At 70.1% G+C, this 23,909-nt stretch carries 24 protein-coding genes; all 24 read left to right on the plus strand.

The annotated features are described in order from the left end of the window. Window positions 1–148 precede the first annotated feature (148 nt). The 24 genes from VF584_12930 (at window position 149) to smc (ending at window position 23,875) form a co-directional block, all read left to right on the plus strand. Entirely contained in the window at window positions 149–1,132 is a 984-nt protein-coding gene (locus tag VF584_12930; GenBank protein HEX8211070.1) for a hypothetical protein, read from the plus strand. Beyond that, entirely contained in the window at window positions 1,132–1,974 is an 843-nt protein-coding gene (gene rsmI, locus VF584_12935; protein ID HEX8211071.1) for a 16S rRNA (cytidine(1402)-2'-O)-methyltransferase, read from the plus strand. The genes VF584_12930 and rsmI overlap by 1 nt, the downstream gene beginning before the upstream one ends. A gap of 86 nt (window positions 1,975–2,060) precedes the next feature. Then, complete coding sequence (locus VF584_12940; protein ID HEX8211072.1) at window positions 2,061–2,831, plus strand: DUF547 domain-containing protein; 771 nt, start codon at window positions 2,061–2,063, stop codon at window positions 2,829–2,831. A gap of 30 nt (window positions 2,832–2,861) precedes the next feature. Beyond that, the gene (locus tag VF584_12945; protein ID HEX8211073.1) at window positions 2,862–3,224 is read left to right on the plus strand and encodes a hypothetical protein; all 363 of its coding nucleotides are present in this window, start codon (window positions 2,862–2,864) and stop codon (window positions 3,222–3,224) included. A 382-nt stretch (window positions 3,225–3,606) separates the two neighbouring features. Beyond that, window positions 3,607–4,818 (plus strand): acyl-CoA dehydrogenase, encoded by a 1,212-nt coding sequence (locus VF584_12950; GenBank protein ID HEX8211074.1) that lies wholly within the window; start codon window positions 3,607–3,609, stop codon window positions 4,816–4,818. 153 nt (window positions 4,819–4,971) lie between these two features. Then, complete coding sequence (locus tag VF584_12955; GenBank protein HEX8211075.1) at window positions 4,972–6,543, plus strand: Rne/Rng family ribonuclease; 1,572 nt, start codon at window positions 4,972–4,974, stop codon at window positions 6,541–6,543. A gap of 451 nt (window positions 6,544–6,994) precedes the next feature. Further along, on the plus strand, window positions 6,995–7,309 hold the full coding sequence (rplU, locus tag VF584_12960; protein HEX8211076.1) for a 50S ribosomal protein L21: 315 nt from the start codon (window positions 6,995–6,997) through the stop codon (window positions 7,307–7,309). A 12-nt stretch (window positions 7,310–7,321) separates the two neighbouring features. Next, window positions 7,322–7,636 carry a 50S ribosomal protein L27 gene (rpmA, locus tag VF584_12965; GenBank protein HEX8211077.1) on the plus strand — a complete coding sequence of 105 codons (315 nt, stop codon included), beginning with the start codon at window positions 7,322–7,324 and terminating at the stop codon, window positions 7,634–7,636. A 242-nt stretch (window positions 7,637–7,878) separates the two neighbouring features. Then, a complete protein-coding gene (locus VF584_12970) occupies window positions 7,879–8,835 on the plus strand; it encodes a ribose-phosphate pyrophosphokinase (protein ID HEX8211078.1) in 957 nt (318 codons plus the stop codon). A 65-nt stretch (window positions 8,836–8,900) separates the two neighbouring features. Next, window positions 8,901–9,530 carry a 50S ribosomal protein L25 gene (locus tag VF584_12975; protein ID HEX8211079.1) on the plus strand — a complete coding sequence of 210 codons (630 nt, stop codon included), beginning with the start codon at window positions 8,901–8,903 and terminating at the stop codon, window positions 9,528–9,530. Between the two features lie 98 nt (window positions 9,531–9,628). After that, window positions 9,629–10,201, plus strand: a complete 573-nt coding sequence (pth, locus tag VF584_12980) for an aminoacyl-tRNA hydrolase (GenBank protein HEX8211080.1) — start codon at window positions 9,629–9,631, stop codon at window positions 10,199–10,201. 79 nt (window positions 10,202–10,280) lie between these two features. Further along, window positions 10,281–12,419: a sodium-translocating pyrophosphatase gene (locus VF584_12985; protein HEX8211081.1), complete on the plus strand. Its 2,139-nt coding sequence runs from the start codon at window positions 10,281–10,283 to the stop codon at window positions 12,417–12,419. Between the two features lie 171 nt (window positions 12,420–12,590). Continuing rightward, window positions 12,591–13,310 (plus strand): glycoside hydrolase family 25 protein, encoded by a 720-nt coding sequence (locus VF584_12990; GenBank protein ID HEX8211082.1) that lies wholly within the window; start codon window positions 12,591–12,593, stop codon window positions 13,308–13,310. Window positions 13,311–13,385: 75 nt separating this feature from the next. Beyond that, the gene (locus VF584_12995) at window positions 13,386–14,084 is read left to right on the plus strand and encodes a glycoside hydrolase family 25 protein (protein HEX8211083.1); all 699 of its coding nucleotides are present in this window, start codon (window positions 13,386–13,388) and stop codon (window positions 14,082–14,084) included. A gap of 99 nt (window positions 14,085–14,183) precedes the next feature. After that, entirely contained in the window at window positions 14,184–15,284 is a 1,101-nt protein-coding gene (gene ychF / locus VF584_13000; GenBank protein HEX8211084.1) for a redox-regulated ATPase YchF, read from the plus strand. Window positions 15,285–15,385: 101 nt separating this feature from the next. After that, window positions 15,386–15,511 carry a hypothetical protein gene (locus VF584_13005; protein ID HEX8211085.1) on the plus strand — a complete coding sequence of 42 codons (126 nt, stop codon included), beginning with the start codon at window positions 15,386–15,388 and terminating at the stop codon, window positions 15,509–15,511. Continuing rightward, window positions 15,511–15,873: a type II toxin-antitoxin system PemK/MazF family toxin gene (locus VF584_13010; GenBank protein HEX8211086.1), complete on the plus strand. Its 363-nt coding sequence runs from the start codon at window positions 15,511–15,513 to the stop codon at window positions 15,871–15,873. Before VF584_13005 ends, VF584_13010 begins: the two co-directional genes overlap by 1 nt. Window positions 15,874–16,238: 365 nt before the next feature. Beyond that, window positions 16,239–16,601 (plus strand): 30S ribosomal protein S6, encoded by a 363-nt coding sequence (gene rpsF / locus VF584_13015; GenBank protein ID HEX8211087.1) that lies wholly within the window; start codon window positions 16,239–16,241, stop codon window positions 16,599–16,601. Between the two features lies 1 nt (window position 16,602). Further along, entirely contained in the window at window positions 16,603–16,824 is a 222-nt protein-coding gene (gene rpsR, locus VF584_13020) for a 30S ribosomal protein S18 (protein HEX8211088.1), read from the plus strand. Between the two features lie 21 nt (window positions 16,825–16,845). Then, window positions 16,846–17,292, plus strand: coding sequence for a 50S ribosomal protein L9 (gene rplI / locus VF584_13025; protein ID HEX8211089.1), 447 nt, complete (start codon window positions 16,846–16,848; stop codon window positions 17,290–17,292). Window positions 17,293–17,506: 214 nt separating this feature from the next. Next, window positions 17,507–17,977, plus strand: coding sequence for a hypothetical protein (locus VF584_13030; GenBank protein ID HEX8211090.1), 471 nt, complete (start codon window positions 17,507–17,509; stop codon window positions 17,975–17,977). Window positions 17,978–18,177: 200 nt separating this feature from the next. After that, window positions 18,178–18,570 carry a ribosome silencing factor gene (gene rsfS, locus VF584_13035; GenBank protein ID HEX8211091.1) on the plus strand — a complete coding sequence of 131 codons (393 nt, stop codon included), beginning with the start codon at window positions 18,178–18,180 and terminating at the stop codon, window positions 18,568–18,570. Between the two features lie 194 nt (window positions 18,571–18,764). Next, window positions 18,765–20,336 carry a hypothetical protein gene (locus tag VF584_13040; GenBank protein ID HEX8211092.1) on the plus strand — a complete coding sequence of 524 codons (1,572 nt, stop codon included), beginning with the start codon at window positions 18,765–18,767 and terminating at the stop codon, window positions 20,334–20,336. Then, window positions 20,333–23,875 (plus strand): chromosome segregation protein SMC, encoded by a 3,543-nt coding sequence (smc, locus tag VF584_13045; GenBank protein ID HEX8211093.1) that lies wholly within the window; start codon window positions 20,333–20,335, stop codon window positions 23,873–23,875. The genes VF584_13040 and smc overlap by 4 nt, the downstream gene beginning before the upstream one ends. Window positions 23,876–23,909 lie beyond the last annotated feature (34 nt).

Here is a 23,909-nt window from a genome sequence, read left to right on the forward strand (position 1 = left end):
CTAGGCACTAGGCACTAGGCACTTGGCACTAGGCACTAGGCACTTGGCACTTGGCACTTGGCACTTGGCACTGGCCCTGCTTTTCCGCCTTGCGCGCGGCGACGGAAAGTGTACGATTGGACGTCACCCACTTCCCCCGCGCTCCGCGATGATCCACCACTTCCCGCACGAAGCGGCCTTCCTCCCCCGCACCAAGCTCAGCTACGTCAACCTCCCGGGGATATTGAGCGATGGGAAGCGCGACCGCGCGGCGCGTGTCTCCGGTTTCGTGTGTATCCAGCTGGGGGAGCGGTGCTACCTGATCTTCCTGCGCAACGGCGAGCCCTTCCACTCCGCCCGCCTCCAGGCGGACGAGGGGCGCGGGGCCGCCGCTCTCTCCGAAGTGCTGCGCATCGCGGCCACCGAGAGCGAGCGGGGTGAGGCGGGGCAGATCGCGTACTTCGGCGCGCCGGAGGCCCAACTCCAGGCCATGCTCGCCACGCTGGTGCAGGAGCCGGTGGAGTGGGCCGCGTCGGTCGATTGCACGCGCCCAGAACTCCTCTTTCCGCACCTGCGCCAGCGGCACTTCACGGGCGTGCTGGAGATGACGTCGGCGGGGCGGCACCACTACATGGTCTTCGAGGATGGCGTCTTCCGCTCCGGCTACTTCACGGAACGCGACGGCACCGTCCCCGTGCCGGACTTCGTGCGCTCCGTGTTCGGGGCGGCGGGGGGCGCGCCGCGTGTGATTCCGTATCCCGCGCTCGGCACCCTTCCCGTGCAGGCGGGCCCCGGGCTGGTGGATCTCTACCGCCGCATGGTGGGCGGAGTGGTGCGCGAGCTCTCCTCCTCCCTTGGCCGTGACGCGGCGATGGCGATGGTGCGCGCGGCCCAGACCGAGGTGGGCGGGCGCCTCCCGGCCGCGCGCGCCTTCCACCTGACCGACGAGGGCCGCGTCGTGGGGGACCCCGTGGCGTCGCCGGAGGGGCTCACCGAGGCGGTCGCGGGCTGGCTGACCGCGGCCCTGATCGCCGGCTCGCGCCACGACGGGGTGGACCCGGCGGCGATGGTGGAGCGGGTGGCGCGCGACAGCCGCTTCGTGCTGCAGGAGCACGGCTTTTTCGACCGCCTCCCCTGGGCGGTGTCGCTGTAGTGGCGGCGCTCTACGTCGTCTCCACCCCCATCGGCAACCTGGGCGACATCACCCGCCGCGCCGTCGAGGTGCTGGGCAGCGCGGACGTGGTGCTGGCCGAGGACACCCGCCGCACCTCCATCCTCCTCCGCCACCTGGGGATCCAGACGCGCCTGGTCTCCGCGCACGAGCACAACGAGGCCGGCCGCGCCGCCACCGTCGTCGCCATGCTGGGGGAGGGGAAGAAGGTGGCGCTCGTTTCGGACGCAGGCACGCCGCTCCTTTCCGACCCCGGCGCCCGCATCGTGCGCGAAGTGGTCGCCGCGGGATTCGAGGTGATCCCCATCCCCGGCGCCTCCGCGCTCCTGGCCGCGCTGGTGGCTTCGGGCATCGAGGCGGACACCTTCACCTTCGTCGGCTTCCCGCCGCGCAAGGGCCCCGAGCGCGCCGAGCTGCTGGAGGAGGTCGCCTCGTCGCGCCGCGCATCGGTGCTCTACGAGTCGCCCAACCGCGTCGGCAAGCTCCTCGCCGACATCGCCGAAGCCGCGGGCGCGGACCGTCGCGTGGCCGTAGCGCGCGAGCTCACCAAGATGCACGAGGAGTTCTTTCGCGGCACCGCCTCTGAGGGGGCCGCGCACTTCTCGGCGGGCGAGGTGCTGGGCGAGATCGTCGTCGTCGTCGCCGGGCGCACCGTCGATGCTCCCGCCGAGGGCGCGGTGGACGAGCTCGCCGCGCGCTCCATGGCGGACGCCCTCCTCGCGCAGGGCCAGTCGCCCAGCGGGATCGCAAAGGAGCTGCGCCGCCGCCTCGGCATCGCCCGCAACGACGCCTATCGCATCGCCCAGGAAGCGGCAGGCGAGTAGGTCTTCGAAGACCCGCCGCTTCCCCCCGAAAACCGCTCGGCCCCTCGCGGGCGTACCATCTCCCGAACCGATTCCGGGAGATTCCGATGCGCTTCGCACGAACCATGGCCACTCTGCTCGTCGTCGCATCCGCGCCGGCTGCCGCGCAGCCGATGAGCCACGCAGCCTTCGACCGGCTGCTGCACGCCCACGTGCGCAACGGACTGGTGGACTATGACGCCTTCGCCCGCTCTGCCGAGTTCCAGGGTTACCTGCGCGCCCTCGGAGCGGCCAACCCCGCCGGCATGTCGCGCAACGACCAGCTCGCCTACTGGATCAATTCGTACAACGCCTTCACCATCCAGCTCATCAACAAGCACGGGGAGCGGGAGTCGATCCGCAACATCAACCGCACGCTCGGAATCGTGCGTGGGTACGGCCCCTGGAACGAGCCGATCGTGCGCGCGGGCGGCCGCACGTACACGCTGGATCACGTGGAGCAGGAGATCCTTCGCAAACGCCTGCGCGAGCCCCGGATCCATTTCGCGCTGGTGTGCGCCGCCCGCGGCTGCCCGCCCCTGCGCGGCGAGGCGTACACCGGCGCCCGCATCGACGAGCAGCTCGACGACCAGGCGCGCCACTTTCTCGCCCGCACGCCGGCCAAGAACCGTGTGGACGTGGCGAACCGGACCTTGCACGCCAGCCAGATCTTCGAGTTCCGCGACTACGAGGACGATTTCGGCGGCACCCCGGCCGCCATTGGCCGCTACATCGCGCGCTACCTCCCCGATGGCCCGGAGAAACAGCTCCTCGTCAGCGGCAACTTTCGCATCCGCTACACTCCCTACGACTGGTCGCTGAACATCCAGCCTCGCTGAGGTACCCTCACCCCCTTCCTCAGGCCCACCGTGCGCACCCTTCATCTTGCCGCCCTCGCCCTGGCGGCCGCGGCGTGCGACCCGAGCTATTGTTCGGAGGTGTACGGCACCGTGCGGACCGCCGCTGGCCAGCCCGCGCCGGACAGCACCAAGATCATGTTCTACATCGGTCCCCCACCGCCGGATACGGCGACGTGGGCGAACGTGCTGGACTCTACCTACACGCGCGGGGGCGGCGAGTACGAGCAGGACTTCCGCATCTTCATCACGAGCCTCTCCTCCATCGGCATCCGCACCCTGGGCACGGACACCCTGGCGCGGATCCGCAGCAGCTCGCGATGCAGCCGTCCGCCGCGCACCCGCGTGGATCTGGTCGGCGCGCCGGGGCGGTAACCCCAGCGTCCTCGCGGCGGATGGCACGGGCAGCCACGTGGGGCGGCCCCTACGAGATGAAGGTGCGGACCGCCAGGGTCGAGGTGGGGCAGGCGGTGGGCAGACACGCAGGTCTGCCCCTACCGGTTTACGGGTGAGGGGCAGCGTTCGAGGTGGGGGAAGGGGCGGGCGCGATGAATCGCGCCCCTACCGGATCTGCGCAGCCCGGAGGGTGTTCTCCCCCTCCCCCGCCCTGCGCCCCCGCAGGCGGGGGAGGGGGCCGGGGGGAGGGGGCCGGCCATCTTTCGGTTTTCGCCCTCGCCGCGTAGATTGCACCGGTTTACACACCCGGAAGTCCGCGCAACCGGCGTCCACACGGTACGCCATTTCTACATAGAGCCAGATGGAACGGTACTTCGACGACAACCACCTGATGATCCGCGACATGGTGCGCGAGTTCGCCAGGAACGAGATCGCGCCCGTCGCGGGGGAGATGGACCAGAAGTCAGAGTTCCCGTGGGAGAACGTCAAGAAGATGTCGGAGCTGGGCCTCCTGGGCGTGCCCTGGCCGGAGGAGCTGGGCGGGGCGGGGATGGACGGGATCGCCTACATGATCACGATCCACGAGCTCGCCCGGGTGGACGCGTCGCACGCCATTACCGTGTCGGCGCACACCACGCTGGGCACCTCGCCCATCATGTCGTTCGGCACGCAGGAGCAGAAGGAGAGGTTCGTACCCTTTCTCGCCAGCGGGCAGGTGCTGGGCGGCTTCGGGCTCACGGAGCCGGGCGCGGGGTCGGACGCGGGGGGGACGCAGACCACCGCCGTTAAGGCGGACGGCGGGTGGATTCTGAATGGGAGCAAGATCTTCATCACGCATGCGGGCGTCGGCGAGGTCTTCGTGGCCACCGCCGTCACGGATCGTGAGAAGGGGTCCAAGGGTATCACCTCCTTCATCGTCACCAAGCCCACGACCGACCTGGAGCGGGCGCGGGAGGTGGGGGTGGGGCACTCGGACGAGCTCCAGTTCACGGAAGGGGTGCGGGCGGGGAAGAAGGAGGACAAGATGGGGTGGCGCGCTTCGGACACCCGCGAGCTGGTGTTCGAGGACGCGTTCGTCCCGGACGAGAACGTGCTGGGGGAGCCCGGGATGGGCTTCATCAACTTCATGAAGACGCTGGATGCGGGCCGCATCGGCATCGGCGCGCTTTCGCTCGGCATCGCCGAGGGCGCGTACGAAGAGGCGGTCAAGTACGCCAGCGAGAGGAAGCAGTTCGGGAAGTCGATCGCGGAGTTCCAGGGCCTCCAGTTCATGCTGGCGGACATGGCGACCGAGATCGAAGCGGCCAAGCACCTGGTCTACAACGCGGCCTGGCTCAAGGAGCAGGGGAAGCCCTACTCCAAGGAAGCCTCCATGGCCAAGCTGTTCGCCTCCGAGGTCGCCATGCGCGTGACCACGAAGGCGGTGCAGGTGCACGGCGGCTACGGCTACACGAAGGAATACCCGGTGGAGCGCATGATGCGCGACGCCAAGATCTGCGAGATCGGGGAGGGCACCAGCGAGATCCAGCGCATGGTCATCGCCCGGCACATCCTCCGCGAGCTCAGCGCCTAACGGAAATGGCCGTCGGCACGCGCTTTACGGCGTGCGGGCGGCTCCAGAGGTCTACATGGTCGGAAGCAACCCGGTCGGGAGGCGCCCCTGCGCTTCCCGCGCTCCGCGCATTGCGCCCGGGTGTCGCCTTCACCCCTCCGCGAGAGAGGCGGCGTGAAGCGCGAGATCCTGATGAACACCACCGCCAAGGAGACGCGCGTCGCCATCCTTGAAGACGACGTCCTGGTGGAGCTGATGGTGGAGCGCCCGGACGCGGCGCGCATGGTGGGCGACATCTACAAGGGGAAGGTGGAAGCGGTCCTCCCGGGGATCCAGGCCGCCTTCGTCAACATCGGCACCGAAAAGGCCGCATTCCTGCACGTCTCTGACGTGGCGCTGGAGGACGGCTCCGGCGGCGATGACGACGACGACGCCCCGGCTCCGGTCGCGGTGGAGGACGACGCCGCCAACGGGAACGGCGGCGGCAAGCGCGGGCGTGGCTACCCGCCGATCCAGGAGGTGGTGAAGAAGGGGCAGGACCTCCTGGTGCAGGTCTCCAAGGAGCCGATCAGCACGAAGGGGCCCCGCGTCACCGCCAACATCTCGCTCCCGGGCCGCTTCCTGGTGTACATGCCGGGGTCGGACCACGTGGGGGTGTCGCGCAAGATCGAGGACAAGGAGGAGCGGGCCCGCCTCCGCGCCCTGGCCCGCGAGATCCTGCCGGAGAAGTCCGGCGGCGTCATCGTGCGCACCGTGGGCGAGGAGCTCACGCGCGAGACGTTCGAGCGCGAGATGCTCTCGCTGATCTCTACCTGGAAGAACATCCAGAAGAAGGCCGCCCGCGGCCGCGCCCCCGCCCCGGTGCACCGCGAGGCGAAGCTGACCTCCGGGATCATCCGCGACCTCTTTTCTCAAAAGGTGGACTCGCTGGTGGTGGACACGCAGATCGTCTTCGACGAGGTGCGCACCTACCTGGAGCAGGTGGACCCCACGCTGGTGGAGCGGGTGCACCTCTACACCGACTCCACGCCCCTCTTCGACGCGCGCGGCCTGGAGAGCGAGATCCGCGACGCGTTCCAGCGCCGCGTGAACCTCGCCTCGGGCGGCTATATCATCGTGGAGCCCACCGAGGCGCTGGTCTCCATCGACGTGAACACGGGGCGCTACACGGGGAAGAAAGACCCCGAGAAGACGATCCTCAAGACCAACGTCGACGCGGCCAGGGAGATCGCGCGGCAGCTGCGGCTGCGCGACGTGGGCGGGATCATCGTCTGCGACTTCATCGACATGGAGTCGAAGCAGAACCGCGAAAAGGTGCTGCAGGAGCTGCGCACCCACCTGGCGCGCGACCGGGCCCGCACCAAGGCCTTCCAGGTGTCGGAGCTGGGGCTGATCGAGATGACGCGCCAGCGCGTGCGCCCCTCGCTCTACCAGACGCAGACGGAGGCGTGCCCCACCTGCTCCGGCACGGGCCGCGTCTTCACGCCCGAGACGCTGGTGCGCCGCATCGAGCGCTCGGTGCGCCGCGTCGCCGCGGACGGCAAGGAGAAGGCCCTGCAGTTCCGCGTGCACCCCGAGGTCGCGCTGTACGTGATCGAGGAGGAGCCGGGGTTCGTAAAGGGGCTGGAGAAGCAGTTCCGGATTCAGCTCGCCCTCCGCGACGATCCGTTGATGCGGCCGGACGAGGTGCGGCTGATCGGGGCGCAGTCGCAGGTGGATCTGACGAGCAGGTACGTTCCGGAGTAGGGCCCCCTCCCCGCTCGTCACCTCGCTGCCCCTCCCCCAATAACTACCTGGGGGAGGGGCGGTGTGGTTTGGATCTGTGCGTACGGGCGGGGGGTGGGGCGCGGGCGGGCACGGGCAGCCACGTGGGGCGGCCCCTACGAGGTCGGTTTCCGCGGCGGGGGTTGGTGCGGGCGCGAGGGTGGGCAGACACGCAGGTCTGCCCCTACGGGATCCGTGCGGATTGCGGGCGGCGGAGCAGGAGCGGGCACGGGCGCGATGAATCGCGCCCCTACAGGGCATCGTCGCTGGGCGCGGAGTTCTCCCCCTCACCCGCCCTGCGCCCCCGCAGGCGGGGGAGGGGGCCGGGGGGAGGGGGGCCGCCGCGGGTTGACAGATCCCGGTTCCGGGGTGATATTGCCTGTCTTCTGTCGCTTTTTCGGACGAGTCCGTGTAACCGGGGTTCCCTGTAACCATGTACGCCATCATCCGCACCGGCGGCAAGCAGTTCCGTGCCGAGCCGGGCAAGACGCTTCGCATTCCGTCCGTCGACATCGAGCCGGGCGAGAGCCTTACGTTCGACGACGTCCTCCTGGGCGGCGACGGCGACACCGTCAAGGTGGGGCTTCCCACGGTTGCCGGTGCGGCCGTGACCGCCGAGGTCGTGCGCCACGGCAAGGGCGACAAGATCATCATCTTCAAGTTCAAGCGCCGCAAGAACTACCGCCGGAAGCAGGGCCACCGGCAGAAGTTCACCGAAGTGCGCATCAACGACGTCAACCTGGGCTAAGGAAGCGCACCCATGGCACATAAAAAGGGCGGCGGCTCTACTCGCAACGGCCGCGACTCGAACGCCCAGCGACTGGGCGTCAAGAAGTTCGGCGGCGAGAAGGTGCTCGCCGGCAACATCCTGGTCCGCCAGCGCGGCACCAAGTTCCACCCCGGCGCCAACGTGATGCGCGCCAGCGACGACACGCTCTTCGCCACGGTGGACGGGGTCGTTCAGTTCGGCCGCAAGGACAAGCTGCGCAAAAAGGTCTCCGTCATCCCGTACGAGGCGCTCGAGGTCATCGCGGCCGAGGTGCCCGTCGAGACGATGGACGTCGCCGCGGACTGACGCGGACGCAAGGAATTACGAAGCCGCTCCGGCAATGCTGCCGGAGCGGTTTTGTTTTGGAAACGGAAGTGCTGAGCGCTAGGTGCTAAGTCCTGAACGGCAGTGGGTCAAGTGCGTTAGTGCGCCTCATCACTTAGCACTTCGCACTTAGCACTTAGGACTTAGCGCTTCCTTCCTTGACGCTGGCGCGGGGCGCGGCCTATTCTGTCGGGCTCCAAACCACACCAAAACCGACCAGGCAGATGACTGAGGCGCTCTCCAGCAACTCCATGATGGTGCTCTCCGGGTCGGCCGACAGGCCGCTGGCGGAAGAGATGGCGGCGCGCATGGAGGTCGAGCTGGGCGCGGTGACCACAAACCGTTTCGCGGACGGGGAGATCTTCGTACGGATCGACGACAACGTGCGCGGCCGCGACCTGTACATCGTGCAGAGCACCGTGCCGCCCGCCGACAACATCATGGAGCTGCTGCTCCTGCTGGACGCGGCGCGGCGCGCTTCGGCGGCGCGCGTCACGGCGGTGATCCCGTACTTCGGATACGCGCGGCAGGACCGCAAGGACCAGCCGCGCGTCGCCATCGGGGCCAAGCTGATCGCCAACCTGATCACTTCCGCGGGCGCGGACCGGGTGCTCAGCGTGGACTTCCACCAGCACCAGCTGCAGGGGTTCTTTGACATCCCGGTGGACCACCTGTACGCGGCGCCGGTGTTCATGAAGTACTTCCGGGAAAAGAACCTCACCAACCTGGTGACGGTGTCGCCGGACGTGGGGTCGGCCAAGATGGCGCGCGGCTTCGCCAAGCGGCTGGGCGCCAGCATGGGGATCATCGACAAGCGCCGCCCCTCCGCCAACGTGGCCGAGGTGATGAACGTCATCGGCGAGGTGGAGGGGAAGGACTGCCTCCTGACCGACGACATGATCGACACGGCCGGCACCATGGCCGAGGCGGCGAGGGCGCTCAAGGATCGCGGCGCCCGCGACGTGTACGCCTGCGCAACGCATGCCCTGCTCAGCGGGCCGGCGGTGGAGCGGCTGGTGAACGCGCCCTTCAAGGAGATCGTGGTCACCAACACGGTGCCGATCCCCCCGGGGAAGCGCTTCCCCACGCTCACCGTGCTCTCCGTGGCGGAGCTGCTGGCCCGCGCGGTGCGGTACACACACTTCAACGAATCCGTCAGCTCGCTCTTCGAAACGGCGTGACCCGCGCGGCCGGCTGACGGCTTGATGACCGCGTGCGAGTCTTGAACAACTCAGGGAGAAAGACGATGGCTGCAACTTTGAACGCAACCGCCCGCACAGGGTCGGGAAAGGGTGGCGCCCGCAAGCTGCGCGCGACCGGCAAGGTGCCGGCCGTGGTGTACGGGCATGGCGACAAGAACGTCCCGCTGGCGCTCGACCGCCACGAGCTGGAGCTCCTCCTCCACGGCATCTCGGTGGAGAACACGGTCATCTCGCTGGTGACCGACGGCGGCACGGGGAAAGACGTGCTGATCCGCGACGTGCAGATGCACCCGTACCGTCCCGAGGTGCTTCACGTGGACTTCATCCAGCTCCACGCGGGCGAGGTGATCCGCATGAAGATCCCGGTGCGCCTGAGCGGCAACCCCGCCGGCGTCCGTGACGAGGGCGCGGTGCTGGACCAGGTGATCTACGACCTGGAAGTCGAGTGCCTGCCGGGGAACATCCCCGAGGCGTTCGAGGTGGACGTCTCCAACCTGAGCGTGGGCGAGTCGATCCGCGTGCACGACGTGTCGTTCCCCAACGTGCGCATCCTGGCCGACGGCGAGCTGCCGATCGCGTCCGTGGTGCCGCCGACCGTGGAGCCCGCGGCCGACGCCGAGACGGCGACCGGCGAGCCGGAGGTGATCTCGTCGCGCATGGCCGCGGAAACGTGAACTGAATGAAAGTGCCCAGTGCCTGGTGCCTAGTGCCTAGTATCATCCACTAGGCACTGAGCACCGGGCACTGGGCACTTTTTCGCGGAGCGAGGACAGTGGCGGGGCTCAAGGTGATCGTGGGGCTGGGGAATCCGGGGAAGGAGTACGCCCTCACGCGGCACAACGTGGGATGGTGGCTCGTGGATGCCCTGGCCGACTCGTGGGGGCTCGGCCGCTTCCGGCTGGACAAGAACGCGGCGGTGGCGCAGGGACGGATGGAGCCGCACGCCGTGCGCCTGATCAAGCCGCAGACGTACATGAACCGCAGCGGCGCGGCGCTGGGCCCCATCGCGCGGATGAACGCCATCGACGTCACGCGCGACCTGCTGGTGGTGGTGGACGACGTGGCGCTGGAGCCCGGCGTTATCCGCTTCCGCGCCACCGGCTCGGCCGGCGGGCACAACGGGCTCAAGTCGGTGGAGCAGGCGCTGGGCACAAAGGATTATCCGCGGCTGCGCATCGGCGTGGGCGCCAAGCCCCCGGCGATGGACCTGGCGGACTGGGTGCTCTCGCCCCCGCCGCGCGCCGCGCGCGACGCGATTCTGGACCGCTTCCCCGACCTGATCGACGGGGTGCGAGCGTGGATGGACGAGGGGGTGGAGGCCGCCATGAACCGCTACAACGGCTGATCCGCTCCCGCGGGTACGCTCCATGCCTCACCGGGTCCCGGACGGCCCGTATACACCCAACCCCATCCCCCGAGATCTCGTGTCGCTGACGGAGTTCACCGCATGGACCGGCTGGCCCCTCGGTGTGCTGGGGCTCCTGCTGGCGCTGGGTGCTTTCTCGTACGTCCGCAGGCAACCCGCCGGCAACGAGGCGATGCGCGACTGGGCAGGCCAGATCCAGCACGGCGCCAACGCCTTCCTCCGCCGCCAATCCATCGTGCTGGCGGGGTTCATCGTCGTTGCCGCGTTGCTGCTGTGGCCCACGGCGTCGCTCGCCACGGCGGGTGCGTTCGCGCTGGGGGCGGCCACGGGGCTGGCGGTGGGATGGGTGTCGGTGCTCGCGGCCACCCGCGCCAACGTCCGCACCGCCGAGGCCGCGCGCGTGGCCGGCGAGGGCCCGGCGCTGCGGGTGGCGTTCGGCGGGGCGGCGGTGGCGGGGCTGACGGTGGCGGCGCTCGCGCTGGTGGGGCTGGGCGCGCTCTACTTCGCCCTCGTCTACGTGCAGGGCGTCTACCTGCCGGAGGAGTTCGCGCGCTTCGGCGAGATCCTGGCCGGCTACGCGCTGGGCGCCTCATCCATCGCCCTCTTCGCGCGCATGGGCGCCGGGATCTTCACCAAGTCCGCCGACGTGGGCGCCGACCTGGTGGGGAAGACCGAGGCCGGCATCCCCGAGGACGACCCGCGCAACCCCGCCACCGTGGCGGACAACGTGGGCGACTGCGTGGGCGACACGGCGGGGATGGGCGTGGACCTCATGGAGTCGTACGTGGGCGCCATCGTCGCGACGGTGGCGCTGGGCGCGTACAGCCCCGCGTACGCCAACAACCGCGTGGAAGCCGTCGCGCTGCCGCTCATCCTGGCGGCGGCGGGCTTCCTGGCGTCGGTGCTCGCGCTGGTCGGGGTGCGGCTGATGAAGGACACGCGCCCCGTGCTGGCGATGCGCGTCGCCACCCTGGGCGCGGTGGCCGTCTTCCTGGTGGCCGCCTTCATCATCGTGAGCCTGCTCGGCCTGGACCTGGAGGACCCCGCGGGCGGCGCGTACAGCCGCTTCGGCCCCTTCTGGGCGATCCTGGCGGGTGCGATCGCGGCGGTGGCGATTGCCGCGGCCACGGACTTCTACACCGGGTCACGTCCCATCCGGCGCATCGTGGAGGCGTCGCGCGGCGGCTCGGCCACCGCCATCCTGATGGGGCTGGCGATCGGGATGGAATCGACGGCGATTCCCCTCCTCCTGATCGCGCTGGCGACGTGGGTGGCGCACGAGGCGGCGGGGCTGTACGGCATCGGCGTCGCGGCGGTGGGGATGCTCGCGACGGTGGGCACGTCGATCACGCTGAACGCCTTCGCCGCCATCTCGGACACGGCGGGCGGCATCGCGCGCATGAGCCACCTGGGGAGCGAGACGCGCCGCATCACCCTGACGCTCAAGGCCGCGGGGAGCGCCGCGGCCGCGGGCGGCAAGGGCGTGGCGATCGGCGCCGCGGCCCTCACCTCGCTCGCGCTCTTCTCCGCCTACGCCTCGGCGGTTCGGCTGGAGTCGATCGACCTGATCCACCCCTTCGTCCTCCTGGGGCTCCTGCTGGGCGGCGGCGTGCCGTTCTTCGTCGGTGCGCTCACCCTCGCCGCGGTGGGGCGCACGGCGGCCAAGGTCGCGGCCGAGTCGCGCCGCCAGCTCGCCGAGATCCCGGGGCTGATGGACGGCACCGTGCAGCCGGACTCCGCGCGCTGCGTGGACATCGCCACCCGGGCGTCGCTGCGCGAGGCGGCGGTGCCTTTCGTCATCGCCATCCTGGTGCCGGTGATCGTGGGCGCCGCGCTTGGGACGGAGGCGCTGGGCGGCGTGCTGGTGGGCGCCACGGTGTCGGGGATCCTCCTGGCGCTCTTCATGACCAACGCGGGCGAGGCGTGGGACAACGCGCGCAAGTGGATCGAGTCCGACCCCGACACGCACCCCGGCTCCGAGCTCCACACCGCGGCCGTCCTGGGCGACACCGTGGGCGACCCGATGAAGGACGCCGCCGGCCCGTCGCTCAACATCCTGATCAAGCTGATGGCGGTGATCGCGCTGGTGCTCGCGCCCTGGTTCCTCTCCCTGCGCGGCCAGGAGGTCACACCCGTCCCGCAGGCCGGCGAGGAAGAGGCCATAGCGGTGCCGCACATGGAGATGCCCCGCGGCTGATCGCGGAAAAGCAATCTCACACAGAGACACAGAGCCGCAGAGAGAACTTCGTCGTCTTTCGTCTGTGGCTCTGTGTCTCTGTGTGAGCCATGCGGTTGTCGTGTAGGGACCCTTCCGGGTGCGTTTCGTGTAGATGTGCGGAACGAACGCAACCCGAACCGCTGCATATACTTGCTGAATAATTTCTTTCGTTCCCTCTCCGTGGTCGTGTCGCTCGCCGCCGCGGCGTGCACCGACCTACCTACCGGCCCCGCCATCGACGAGACCATCGACGGCATCGACGTATCGCACTGGCAGGGCACGATCGACTGGCAGGCGGTGCGCGGGGGCGGCATCGACTTCGCCTTCATCAAGGCGACCGAGGGCGGCACGTACACCGACCCGCAGTTCGCGCGCAACTGGGCCGCCGCCGCGGACGCGGGGATCACGCGCGGGGCGTACCACTACTTCCGCCCCAACGTGGACGCGGTGAAGCAGGCCGAGCACTTCCTGCGCGTCACCCGACTCGGCGCGGGTGACCTGCCGGCCGTGCTGGACGTCGAGACGTCGGACGGGCTGACGGGCGATGCGCTGCTGCGCGCGGTTCGCAGCTGGCTGGAGACGGTGGAGCGCGCCACGGGGAAGCGCCCCATCGTCTACACGTACCCGGACTTCTGGAACCGCTACGTCTCCGCCTCGCCCGGGCCGTACCCGCTCTGGATCGCATCCTACGGGCGCGACCAGCCGCTGATGCCGACGACGGGGTGGAGCGACTGGACTTTCTGGCAGAGCTCCGCCACCGGCCGCGTCCCCGGCATCCAGGGCGACGTGGACCTGGACCACTTCCGCGGCGGATCGAACGAGCTCGCGGCCCTGACCGGCGGCTCCGGACCCCTGTTCGCCCGCCGCTGACGCAACGCGCGGCGGAGCGCGGTGCTCCGCCGCATCTGAATTCGCTGAACCGATCCAACGCTCGCTCACCTCGCCATGAAGTTCGCCACGCTTCTCCCGCTGCGCCGCCTCGTGCCCGGCGCCCTCGCCCTGCTCGTCCTCGCCGGCACCGCCCTGCAGGCCGATGCGCCGCGCCGCGTCCGCGGCATCGACGTTTCGCACCACCAGGGCCGCATCAACTGGACGGCGGTGAAAGGCGACGGCATCCGCTTCGTCTTCATCAAGGCCACCGAGGGCGGCGACTGGACCGATCCGAACTTCCGGCGCAACTGGACGAACGCGCGCGAGGCCGGCCTCCTGCGCGGCGCGTACCACTACTACCGCCCGCAGACGCACTCGGCCGTGCAGGCGCGGCACTTCCTGCGGCGCGTCAAGGTCGGCCCAAACGACTTGCCGCCCGTGCTGGACGTGGAGGCGACCGACGGCGTGTCCGATGCGACGCTGCGCCGCGGGGTGCGCAACTGGCTGCGCATCGTGGAAGCCGAGACGGGAAAGCGACCCATCATCTACGTGAGCCGCCGCTTCGCCCCTCGCCTCGCCGCGCAGTTCGGCGACTACCCGCTCTGGATCGCGGACTACCGCAGCAACGGGCCGGCGGTGCCGCGCGGGTGGCGGCGGTGGACGTTCTGGCAGCACTCGGAGCGGGGGCGGGTGAGGGGCATCCGCGCGCCTGTGGACCGCAACTGGTACCGCGGGACGCTGGAGGAGCTTCGCAGCTTCGCGCAGCGCAGTTGACGCTCGCGGCGCAGGGGTTAGATTTCAGAGTCCGGCCGGGACCCCGCGAGGTGTCCCGGCCGCTTCGTTTGCAACTCCATCCTTTCCGGATGTTCTGATATGCTGAAGCTTGGGATCGTGGGGCTCCCCAACGTGGGGAAGTCCACCCTGTTCAACGCCCTCACCGCCGCGGGCGCCGACGCCGCCAACTACCCGTTCTGCACCGTGGAGCCGAACGTGGGGAACGTGGAGGTGCCCGACCCGCGCGTGGACCTGCTGGCCGAAAAGGTCAAGCCGCAGCGCGTGCTGCGCGCCGTGGTGCAGTTCGTGGACATCGCGGGGCTGGTGGAGGGCGCATCGCAGGGCGAAGGGCTCGGCAACCAGTTCCTCAGCAACATCCGCGAGACCGACGCGGTGGTGCACGTCGTCCGCTGCTTCGACGACCCGGACGTGGTGCACGTGATGGGCGGCGTGGACCCCGTGCGCGACCGCGAGGTCATCAACCTGGAGCTCGCTCTTTCCGACCTCGCGGTGGTGGAGAAGCGCCTGGACCGCGCCCGCAAGGCCGCCCGCGGCCAGGACCGCGACGCGCTCGCCGAGGTCGGCCTCCTGGAAAGGCTCCTGGAGGCGCTTGGTGCCGGGCAGGCCGCGCGGGTGGTGCAGGCGAACGAGGAGGAGTCGAAGATCCTGCGCTCGTACAACCTGCTCACCAGCAAGCCGGTTCTCTACCTGGCCAACGTCGCCGAGTCGGACCTCCCCGAGGGCGACAACGAGCACGTCCGCGCGCTGCGCAAGGCGGTGGAGGCGAGCGGCGAGCGCGCCGAGATCATCCCCATCAGCAGCAAGATCGAGAGCGAGCTGGCCGAGCTCCCGCCCGAGGAGCGCGACGAGTTCCTGGGGTCGCTGGGCCTGAACGAGCCGGGCCTCCACACGCTGATCCGCACGGGGTACGCGCTGCTGGGGCTGCAGGTCTATTTCACCGCGGGCGAAAAGGAGGTCCGCGCGTGGGAGATCCCGGTGGGTGCTCGCGCCCCCCAGGCCGCCGGCGTCATCCACTCCGACTTCGAGCGCGCCTTCATCCGCGCCGAGACCGTCGCCTGGGATGACTTTGTGAAGACCGGCTCCGTGAAGACCGCCCGCGAGCAGGGGCTGATGCGGTCGGAGGGGAAGGAGTACGTGGTCAAGGATGGGGACATCCTGCTGTTCCGCACCAGCGCGTAACGCATCGCAACTCACGCAACGGAGCCCCGCCAGCACCTGCTGATCCTCAAGCATCCGAGAGCACGGCGCCTGCGCTGGAGAGCCTCGAGTGCGAGTTGTTCTTGAGGGAGTACGAAGAGGCGTACGCGAAGCTTCGCGACGATCCCGCAGCACTGGCTGAGTTCGAGGCGGAGCGTCGTGAGTTCGACGGCACCCTGATGGACGGTCTAGAGGACGAGGTTGCTTGATGTCGGCAGTGGCGGGTCCGCTTCAGGGTGAAGTGTGGATGGTCAACTTCGATCCCGTCCAGGGGAGCGAGCAGGCGGGAATCCGGCCGGCGTTGATGGTTTCGCGCAACGAGCTCAACCGCACCGGGCTGTGCGTGGTCGTCCCGGGTACCCGCACGAGCCGGAACTTCCCCGGACGGGTCAGGCTCCCAAGGGGTGTTGGCGGTGTGACCGAAGACACTTACCTGCTTTCGGAGCAGGTTCGCGCCGTGTCTGCCAGCCGCTTCTTGCGGTTCCTTGGCGCGGTGGAGACGAAGCACCTAAAGCAGACACTCACCCATGTCGGGTACTATCTGACGGTACCCTCCCACGGGATCAGTTAGCCACTGGGCCCCTCTTCGATTTCTCTCCTGGAGGCGGGCTGGGGCGAATACGCAGGACACGGGCAGACAAGCGGGTCTGCCCCTACGGCATCTGCGTTCAACGCGAGAATCGAGGCGGGGGATGGGGCGGCGTGATGAATCACGCGCCTATGGGCGCGCGGTGTGGGGCCGTACGGGGGGATCTTCTCCCCGAGTCCGCGAAGGCGGACTTTGTGCGGTTGTTGCAGCGAGTTCACGCGCCCGTGGGTTGTGTATTTTGCCCGTATCCGCTACATTCCCGTGCTGCCCCCCGACCGGGGGCAGCACTTTTTCATGCCTGCTCCGCGCGCACCGCACGGGGCCTCATGTCCAAAGGATGGTGCCTTTTGTCGGATTACGAAGTCGTGTACATCTTCCACCCGGCGCTCGAGGATGAGCGTATCGAGGAGAAGATCGAGCGCTTCCACGGGATGCTCACGGGCGAGCGTGGCGGCGAGATCACCGCGGTGGACCACTGGGGGAAGCGCCCCCTGGCGTACGAGATCGCGGACCAGACCACCGGCCACTACACCGTGGCCCACTTCTCGGCCCCGGCCGAGGCGCTCCCCGAGTTCGAGCGCCTGCTGAAGCTGGACGACGAAGTCCTTCGCTACCTCGTGGTGGTGAACGAGGGCGACCTGCAGACCACACCGGTCCCGCCCGCTCCGAAGCGTGACGAGGAGTCCGAAGACGACGGGGAGGACGAGTAAGATGAAATCTTCGCGCAAGGTTTGCCCCGTGTGTGAGACCGGGCTGAGCTCCGTGGACTACAAGGACGAGAAGACGCTCGGCCGCTTCGTGACCGAGCGTGGCAAGATCCTGCCTCGCCGGATCAGCGGGATGTGCGCGCGCCACCAGCGCCAGATCGGGACCGCCATCAAGCGCGCCCGTTTCCTGGCCCTGCTGCCGTACATCGCGGGCTTCGAGTCGTAACCGGGCAAGGGAGAAACTACGATGCAGGTCATCCTCAGACAGAGTCTGGAGAACCTCGGCCAGCCCGGGGACCTCGTGGACGTGAAGCCGGGCTACGCTCGCAACTACCTGATCCCCCGTGGCTTCGCCTACGAGGCGACCGCGGGGAACGTGAAGCGGATCGAGACGGAGCGGGCGTCGGTGGCCAAGCGTGAGGCCGCCACCCTGACCGAGGCGCGGCAGCGCGCCGCCTCCATCGAGGGCGTTTCGCTCACCTTCAATGCCCGCGCCGGGCAGGAAGGGAAGCTGTTCGGGTCCATCACCGCGGGCGATATCGCGGACAAGCTGGCCGAGCAGGGGATCCAGATCGACCGCCGCCAGATCGAGCTCGACGAGCCGATCAAGGCTCTCGGCGTGACTTCGGTGCCGGTGCGTCTGCACAGCGACGTGCGGCCGGAGCTCAAGGTGTGGGTCATCGCGGAGGAGTAACCGAAGTGCTGAGTGCTAAGTGCTAAGTGCTGAACGGCAACGACAGGACTTAGCACTTGGGACTTAGCACTTTCCGTTCGTTCGGGGCGGCCCGCCACGCGGCGGGCCGCCCTGTTTCGTGGCGAGAACGTGATCGTTGCAGCGGGATTGGTGGGTGAATAACTTTTGCCCAGGTCCTTCCCGCAGCCCCACACTACGCCACTGGAGACGCCCCATGCTCATCCGCGCAGCGGTTTTCGTGTGTGCAGCCATCCTCCTGTCCGCAGAAGCGGCGCATGCGCAGCAGTCGGCACGCCGCACCTGGGTGATCCCGCACGTGCTGGAGCGGCCGGGCCGCGTCGCGACGGAGCTGCACATGGTCAACCTGGACCGCGGCGCGACCGTTGAGGTGAGCGTGTTCGCCAACGACGGCCAGCCGATGAAGTCGCGGAGCGGGCAGGCCGTGTGCAACCCGTGCAGGATCAGCTTCACGGCGAGCCCGAAGCAGGTGTTCTCGCTCAGGGACCGCATCGAAGCCGCCGGCGGGTACGCGGGCGAACCGATGAGCGGGTACATCGTATTCACCGCCACGGCGCCAGCCGCGGTGAACTTGCAGAGCTTCGTCGTGAACTCCCACAGCTCCGCGGCTTCACTGAGCGTGTTCGGCTCGGCGCCGGAAGAGGTCAGGAGCACGCTCAACCCGTAGATCCGCGGCTCGCCTGGACAGGCCCGGTGCGGAGGGGGAGCGGCGCGAAGCCGCTCCCCCTCATTCAGTTGCGCTGGCGATCCTAACCGGCCGCTGTACTCAAAAAAGACGCGGATGGCACCTGACTTGCCGCCCGCACACGCATCTCCGCCGGACACGGCGGGGAACCGACTATCCGACGATCGCGATCCTGGAGACCGATGAGCACCACCCCCGTCACGCCGCACAGCCTCGACCTTCCGCCCGAAGTCGCCCGCGCCGCCGAGCACCTGTTCGACCGCAAGGCGCAGGACGTGACGCTTCTGGACCTGCGCGGGATCTCCACCGCGACGGACTTCTTTCTGATCGCCACCGGCACCTCGGACACGCACGTCTCCGCCATCTCGGACCACGTGGTGGAGGAGCTTCGCGCCGGCGGCACGCGCCCGCTGAACGTGGAGGGAGCGCGCGGGGGCCGGTGGATTCTGATCGACTACTTCTCCTTCGTCGTGCACGTCTTCCACCCGGCCGCGCGCGAGTTCTATCAGCTCGAGCGCCTGTGGGGCGATGCGCCCACGCACGTGCTGGCTCCGGCGGAAGGGGCGGCGGCGTAACTGCGGGGATTGGGGATGAGGGGATGAAGGGATGAGGGAAACCAGATTCGTTGTTCCCCATCCCCCATCCCTCATCCCCAATCCCCAATCCCCATCCTTGCCACGCGCCGACGCCCGCGTGTACTATTGCCCGCGTCCCGGCAACGTCCTTCCGCCACGTTTGCGCCTCGCCGGGCAGACCTCCGCTCCCTTCGATGACCGACATCCACGCGACTTCGGGCTCGGCCGGCCGCAAGCTGCCCGAGCCCACGTTCTTCGATCCCAGCTTCGAGCGCCTTCCGGCCGCGGCTTCGTTCGACGCGTCGCGCACCGGACCGGTGCTCCTCCTCTTCGACCGCGCCGCCGACCGCGACTGGGTGGCCGACGCGGCGATCGCCATCGCGACGGGGTGGAACGCCACCGGGCAGCGCACCGTGCTGGCCGACCTGGGGCTGGACGATCCCATGCTCGCCGAGCGGATCGGAATGTCGAGCATGGAAGGGGTGGTGGACATCTTCCTGTACGGCGCCTCGCTCGCCCGCAGCGCGCGGCCCGTACCCGGGCGCGGCTTCTACCTGATCTCCGCCGGCACCTACACCCCCGATTCCAACGCCATCCTCCGCGATGGGCGCTGGGAAAAGATCATCGCCGGCTTCCGCTCGGCGGGGGCGTCGCTGCTCATCTTCGTGCCCTCGGACGCGCCGGGGCTGCCGTCGCTGGCGCGCTGGGCGTACGACGCCATCATGCTGGGCGAGCAGTCGCACGAGGCCGAGCTCTCGCGAGACGCGCCGGGCGGGGTGACGGTCCACGCCTGGCTCACGCCGCCCTCGCAGGGCCCGCGCGCCGATGCCGCGCCACGTGCCGCCGCCATCGCCGCGTCGCCTGCCGCGCCCGCGCCGCCCGCGCCGCCCCGCTTCGCCGAACCGGAGGCGCCCACCGGGATCCGCCCCTGGCTGGCCGCGCCGCGCACTACAGAGCCGCACGGTGGTGGGGAGGAGTTCCGCACGGCGGAGGACACCGTCGGCGCGCCCGCGTCGACGCTCCCGGTGCCCGACCCGGAGTGGGAAGCGCCGGAGCCGAAGCCGGTGAAGAAGAGCCGCCTGGCGCCGCTCCTCACCCTCCTCCTCCTGCTGGCGGTGCTCGCGGGGGCGGTGTACATCCTCCTCCAGCAGTATCCGCAGCTGCTGGGCGGCACACCGAGTGGGGCCGAGGCCGATCCGCGCGCAAAGGCTACGGCGGTGGCCCCCAAGGGCGTGGCCGCGGCGGGGACGGCGCTCCCCTTCGCGGTCTTCGTCAAGGCGTATCCGGAGTACGAGCGGGCGCGCCAGCTCGCTTCCTCGGTGGCCGCGAAGTTTCCGGACGCGCGCTTCTACGTCACGCCCGAGATGACGGGCGACAAGCTTTACTTCAAGGTCTTCTCCGGCGCACTGGCGGATTCGGCGGATGCGGTGGCGCTGCGGGAGCGGCTCCTGCGCAGCGGCGACGTCGACGCGGAGGACGTGGGGACGGCGGACGACCTGATCCTCGTCCGTCCCCTGGCCGTCGAGCTGGGCGAGCTTCCCACGCAGGCGGCTGCGCAGGCCCGGGCCGATTCGCTCAGCGGGCGCGCCATCCCAGCGTACGTGGTGGCGGTGCCGTTCAACGACGGCAGCGAGCGGTACAAGGTGTACGGCGGCGCCTTCGAGGACTCCGCGGGCGCGGCGCCCATGCTCAGGATGGTGCAGCAGGCAGGGCTCCCCGCGCGCCTCGTGGCGCGCACCGGCCGGGCGCCCGCCCCGCAGAAATGAGGCTCCGCAGGCTCCAGCTCCACGGCTTCAAGTCGTTCGCGGACCGCACCACCATCGAGCTCCGCGACGGGGTCACGGCCATCGTAGGGTCCAACGGCTGCGGCAAGTCCAACACGGCGGACGCGGTGCGCTGGGTCCTTGGCGAGCAGCGGGCCAGCGCACTCCGCGGCGGCAAGATGGAAGAGGTGATCTTTCAGGGCAGCGTCCGCAGGCGTCCCCTCCACTACGCCGAAGTCGCCCTCGTCTTCTCCAACGAAGACGGCTCCGTTCCCATCCCCCAGTCCGAAGTCGAGATCACCCGCAAGGTGTACCGCGAGGGCGGCAGCGAGTACTCGCTCAACCGCGCGCCGTGCCGCCTGCGCGACATCCACGACCTCCTGCGCGACACGGGGCTCGGGTCCGACGCCTATTCGATCATCGAGGCGGGGATGATCGACTCGATCCTGAGCGAAAAGGCGGAGGAGCGCCGCGCGATGTTCGAAGAGGCGGCGGGGATCGGCAAGTACAAGGACCGCCGCCGCGCCGCCCAGCGCCGCCTGGAGGGCGCCGAAGGGGACCTCGCGCGGCTCAACGACCTGGTGGCGGAGGTGGAGAACAAGGTGCGCTCGCTCGCCCGGCAGCGGCGGCGCGCGCAGCGCTACGAGGAGCTCCAGGCGCGGCGTCTGGACCTGGAGGTGGCGCTTGCGACTGCCGAGGTGGCCGCGCTCACCGCCGCGCTGGGCGAGGGCGAGCGGCGGCTGGCGGAGCTGGAGCGCATCGTTCACGACGCCGCCATCGAGCGCTCCACCGCGGAAACGGTCTTACAGGAGCGGCGGATCGAGACGGCGGAGCTGGGCCGGCGCCGCGCCGAGGTGGCGGGGCGCCTGGATGCCGTGCGGCAGCGGCTGGACGCCCGCGAGCGCGAGATCCTGCTGGCCGACGAGCGCCGCGGTCACGCCGAGCTCCGCATCGCGCAGCTCGTGAGGGAGCGCGGCGAGCTGGCCGAGCGCGCCGCCGCCCAGTCCGCCGAGGCCATGCGCCTGGACGCGGAGCGCGAGCGCGTGCAGGCGCGCGTCGATGGCACCCGCGAGCGGCTGGAGGCGCGCGTGGAGGAGAACGAGGGGCTGCGCGCCACCCTCACCGGCCACCGCCAGGCCAGCGAGGCCGCTGCCGCTCGCCAGCGCGACGTCGCCCGCGAGATCGCCGCCGCGGAGGGGGAGCGCGCTTCGGCCGAGCGGCGCAGGCAGGAGGGGCTGGAGCGCGCCGAGCGGCTGAGCATGCAGACGGAGCAGCTCGGCTCGGAGATCGACCGCATGGGCCAGCAGACGGAGCTGTGGAGCGGCCAGGGCGACACCCTCCGCGACCGCCTGGACGCCGCCTCCGACGCCGCCACGCGGGCGCGCGAGGAGATGCGCGTCCTGCGCGGGCGCGAGGCGCCGCTGCGCGACGGACTGCGCGCGGCGCAGGACCGCGTGTCGCGCCTGGGCGCGCAGGTGGCCGCGCGCGAGGCGCTGGAGCGCTCGTACGAGGGCTTCTCGCCCGCGGTTACGGCGCTGATGCAGGCCCGCGAGCGCTTCCCCGGCGTCCTCGCCCCCCTCGCCGATTTCGTGCGCGCCACCACCGCCGAGGCCGAGACCGCCGCCGCCGTGGAGTCGTTCCTGGGGACGCTCCTGCAAGCCGTCGTCGTGCGCGACCTGGACGCCGCCCGCCTGGTGCGCCGCTGGTTCCGCGACGAGTGGAAGGGCGGCGGAACGCTCCTCCTCCTCCCGCTCGACGCACCCGGCGTCCGCGACGCGCTTCCGGCCGCGCACTCGCTGGGCGTTAGCGGCACGGGCGAGGGGCACGGTTGGGTGGAGGTCTTCCTGGAGGGCCTGGTGTACGTGGCCGGGGAGGACACGCTGGAAGGCTTCGGCGGCGCGCGGGTGGACTCGCTGGGCGACACGGTGGATGCGCGCGGCGTCATCCGCCTCGGCCAGCCGCTCACCGGCGAGGGGATCCTGGCCCGGCGCGAGGCGCTCGCCCGCCTGCGCGACGAGCTGGCCGACGCGGAGGTCGCGCACGACCGCCTGGTCCGCGAGCGCGACTCCCTCGTCCAGCAGCTGGGCGAGGCGGAGGAGCGCGCACGCGAGGCGGAGGAGATGCGCCGCGTCACCGAGGCCGAGCTGCGCCGCCTGGACGCCGAGGCCGCCGCGCACGGCCACCGCCGCGGCCGGCTGGAGCTGGAGCGCGAGGAGGTGCACGCCGCAATCGCCGCCACGCAGCGCGACGCCCTTGAGGCCACCGCCCGCATCGCCGCGCTTGACGAGCGGCTCAGCCAGCTCGCCCGCGCCGCCGCCGAGGCGGGCGCCGAGGCCCTGCGCGCCGGCGCCGGCCTGGCCGAGCTGGACGCGGCGTGGGAGGATGCGCGCGACGAGGAATCCGAGCTGCGCGTCGCGCTTGCGCGTGCCGAGGGCGAGCTGCGCGAGACGGAGCGCGCGCTGGCCGCCGCCCGCAACGGCGCCGAGGCTGCCCTGCGCCGCGGCGGCACCCTGGAAGCCGAGGCCACCGAGCTGCGGCGCTCGCTGGAGGGTCTTGCGGGGGTGCGCGAACGCGCGGGCGACGAGGTGGAGATCCTCTTCCGCGAGCGCGACGAGCAGGCCGCCTCCCTCGCCAATCTGGATGCGCGCCTGGCCGAGCTGGAGTCCGAAGCCGCCGCGGCCGAGGAAGGGGTCCGCGCCGCCCGCCGCCGCGAGGCCGACGCCGGAGAGGAGCGCCACCGCCGGCAGCTGGAGCGCGCCGAGCTGGAGGGCCGCCTCCTGCGCGCCCGAGAGCGGCTGGAGGTGGAGTGGGGGCGACCGTGGGACGTCCTCGCCGCCGCCGCGCGTCCGGTGGAGGAGGGCGACGCGGAGGCATGGCGGGCGGAGGTGAAGGAGGTGGCGGAGCAGGTGAGCGCGCTGGGTCCCATCAACATGCTCGCGGTGCAGGAGCACGAGGAGGAGGACCGCCGCCTCCGCTTCCTCATGGAGCAGCGCACCGACCTCACCACCGCGCGCGACGACCTGGCCAACGCCATCCGCCAGATCAACCGTACGGCGCGCGAAGTGTTCATGACGACCTTCAACACCGTACGCGAGAACTTCCACCGCACCTTCCAGTCGCTCTTCCAGGGCGGCGAGTGCGACGTGTGGCTCACCGATCCCGAGGACCCGCTGGAGTCGCCGATCGAGATCCACGCCTCGCCGCGCGGCAAGAAGACGCAGCGCATCCACCTCCTCTCCGGCGGCGAGCGCACGCTCACGGCGCTCTCGCTCCTCTTCGCCATCTACCTGGTGAAGCCGTCCCCCTTCTGCCTCTTCGACGAGGTGGACGCGCCGCTGGACGAGACCAACGTGGGCCGCTTCATCCAGCTCCTGGACGACTTCAAGGAGCAGACGCAGTTCATCGTCATCACCCACAACCCGCGCACCATGGAGTCCGCCGACTGGATCTACGGCGTGACGATGGAGGAGCCGGGGGTGTCGTCGGTGGTGGGGGTGGAGCTGCAGGGGGCGTGGCAGTACGGGGAGCGGAAGACGGCATGACTGCGGGCTCACACGGGGCGCTTCCGCTTCCAGA

The sequence above is a fragment of the Longimicrobium sp. genome (assembly GCA_036389135.1).
Classification (GTDB): domain Bacteria; phylum Gemmatimonadota; class Gemmatimonadetes; order Longimicrobiales; family Longimicrobiaceae; genus Longimicrobium.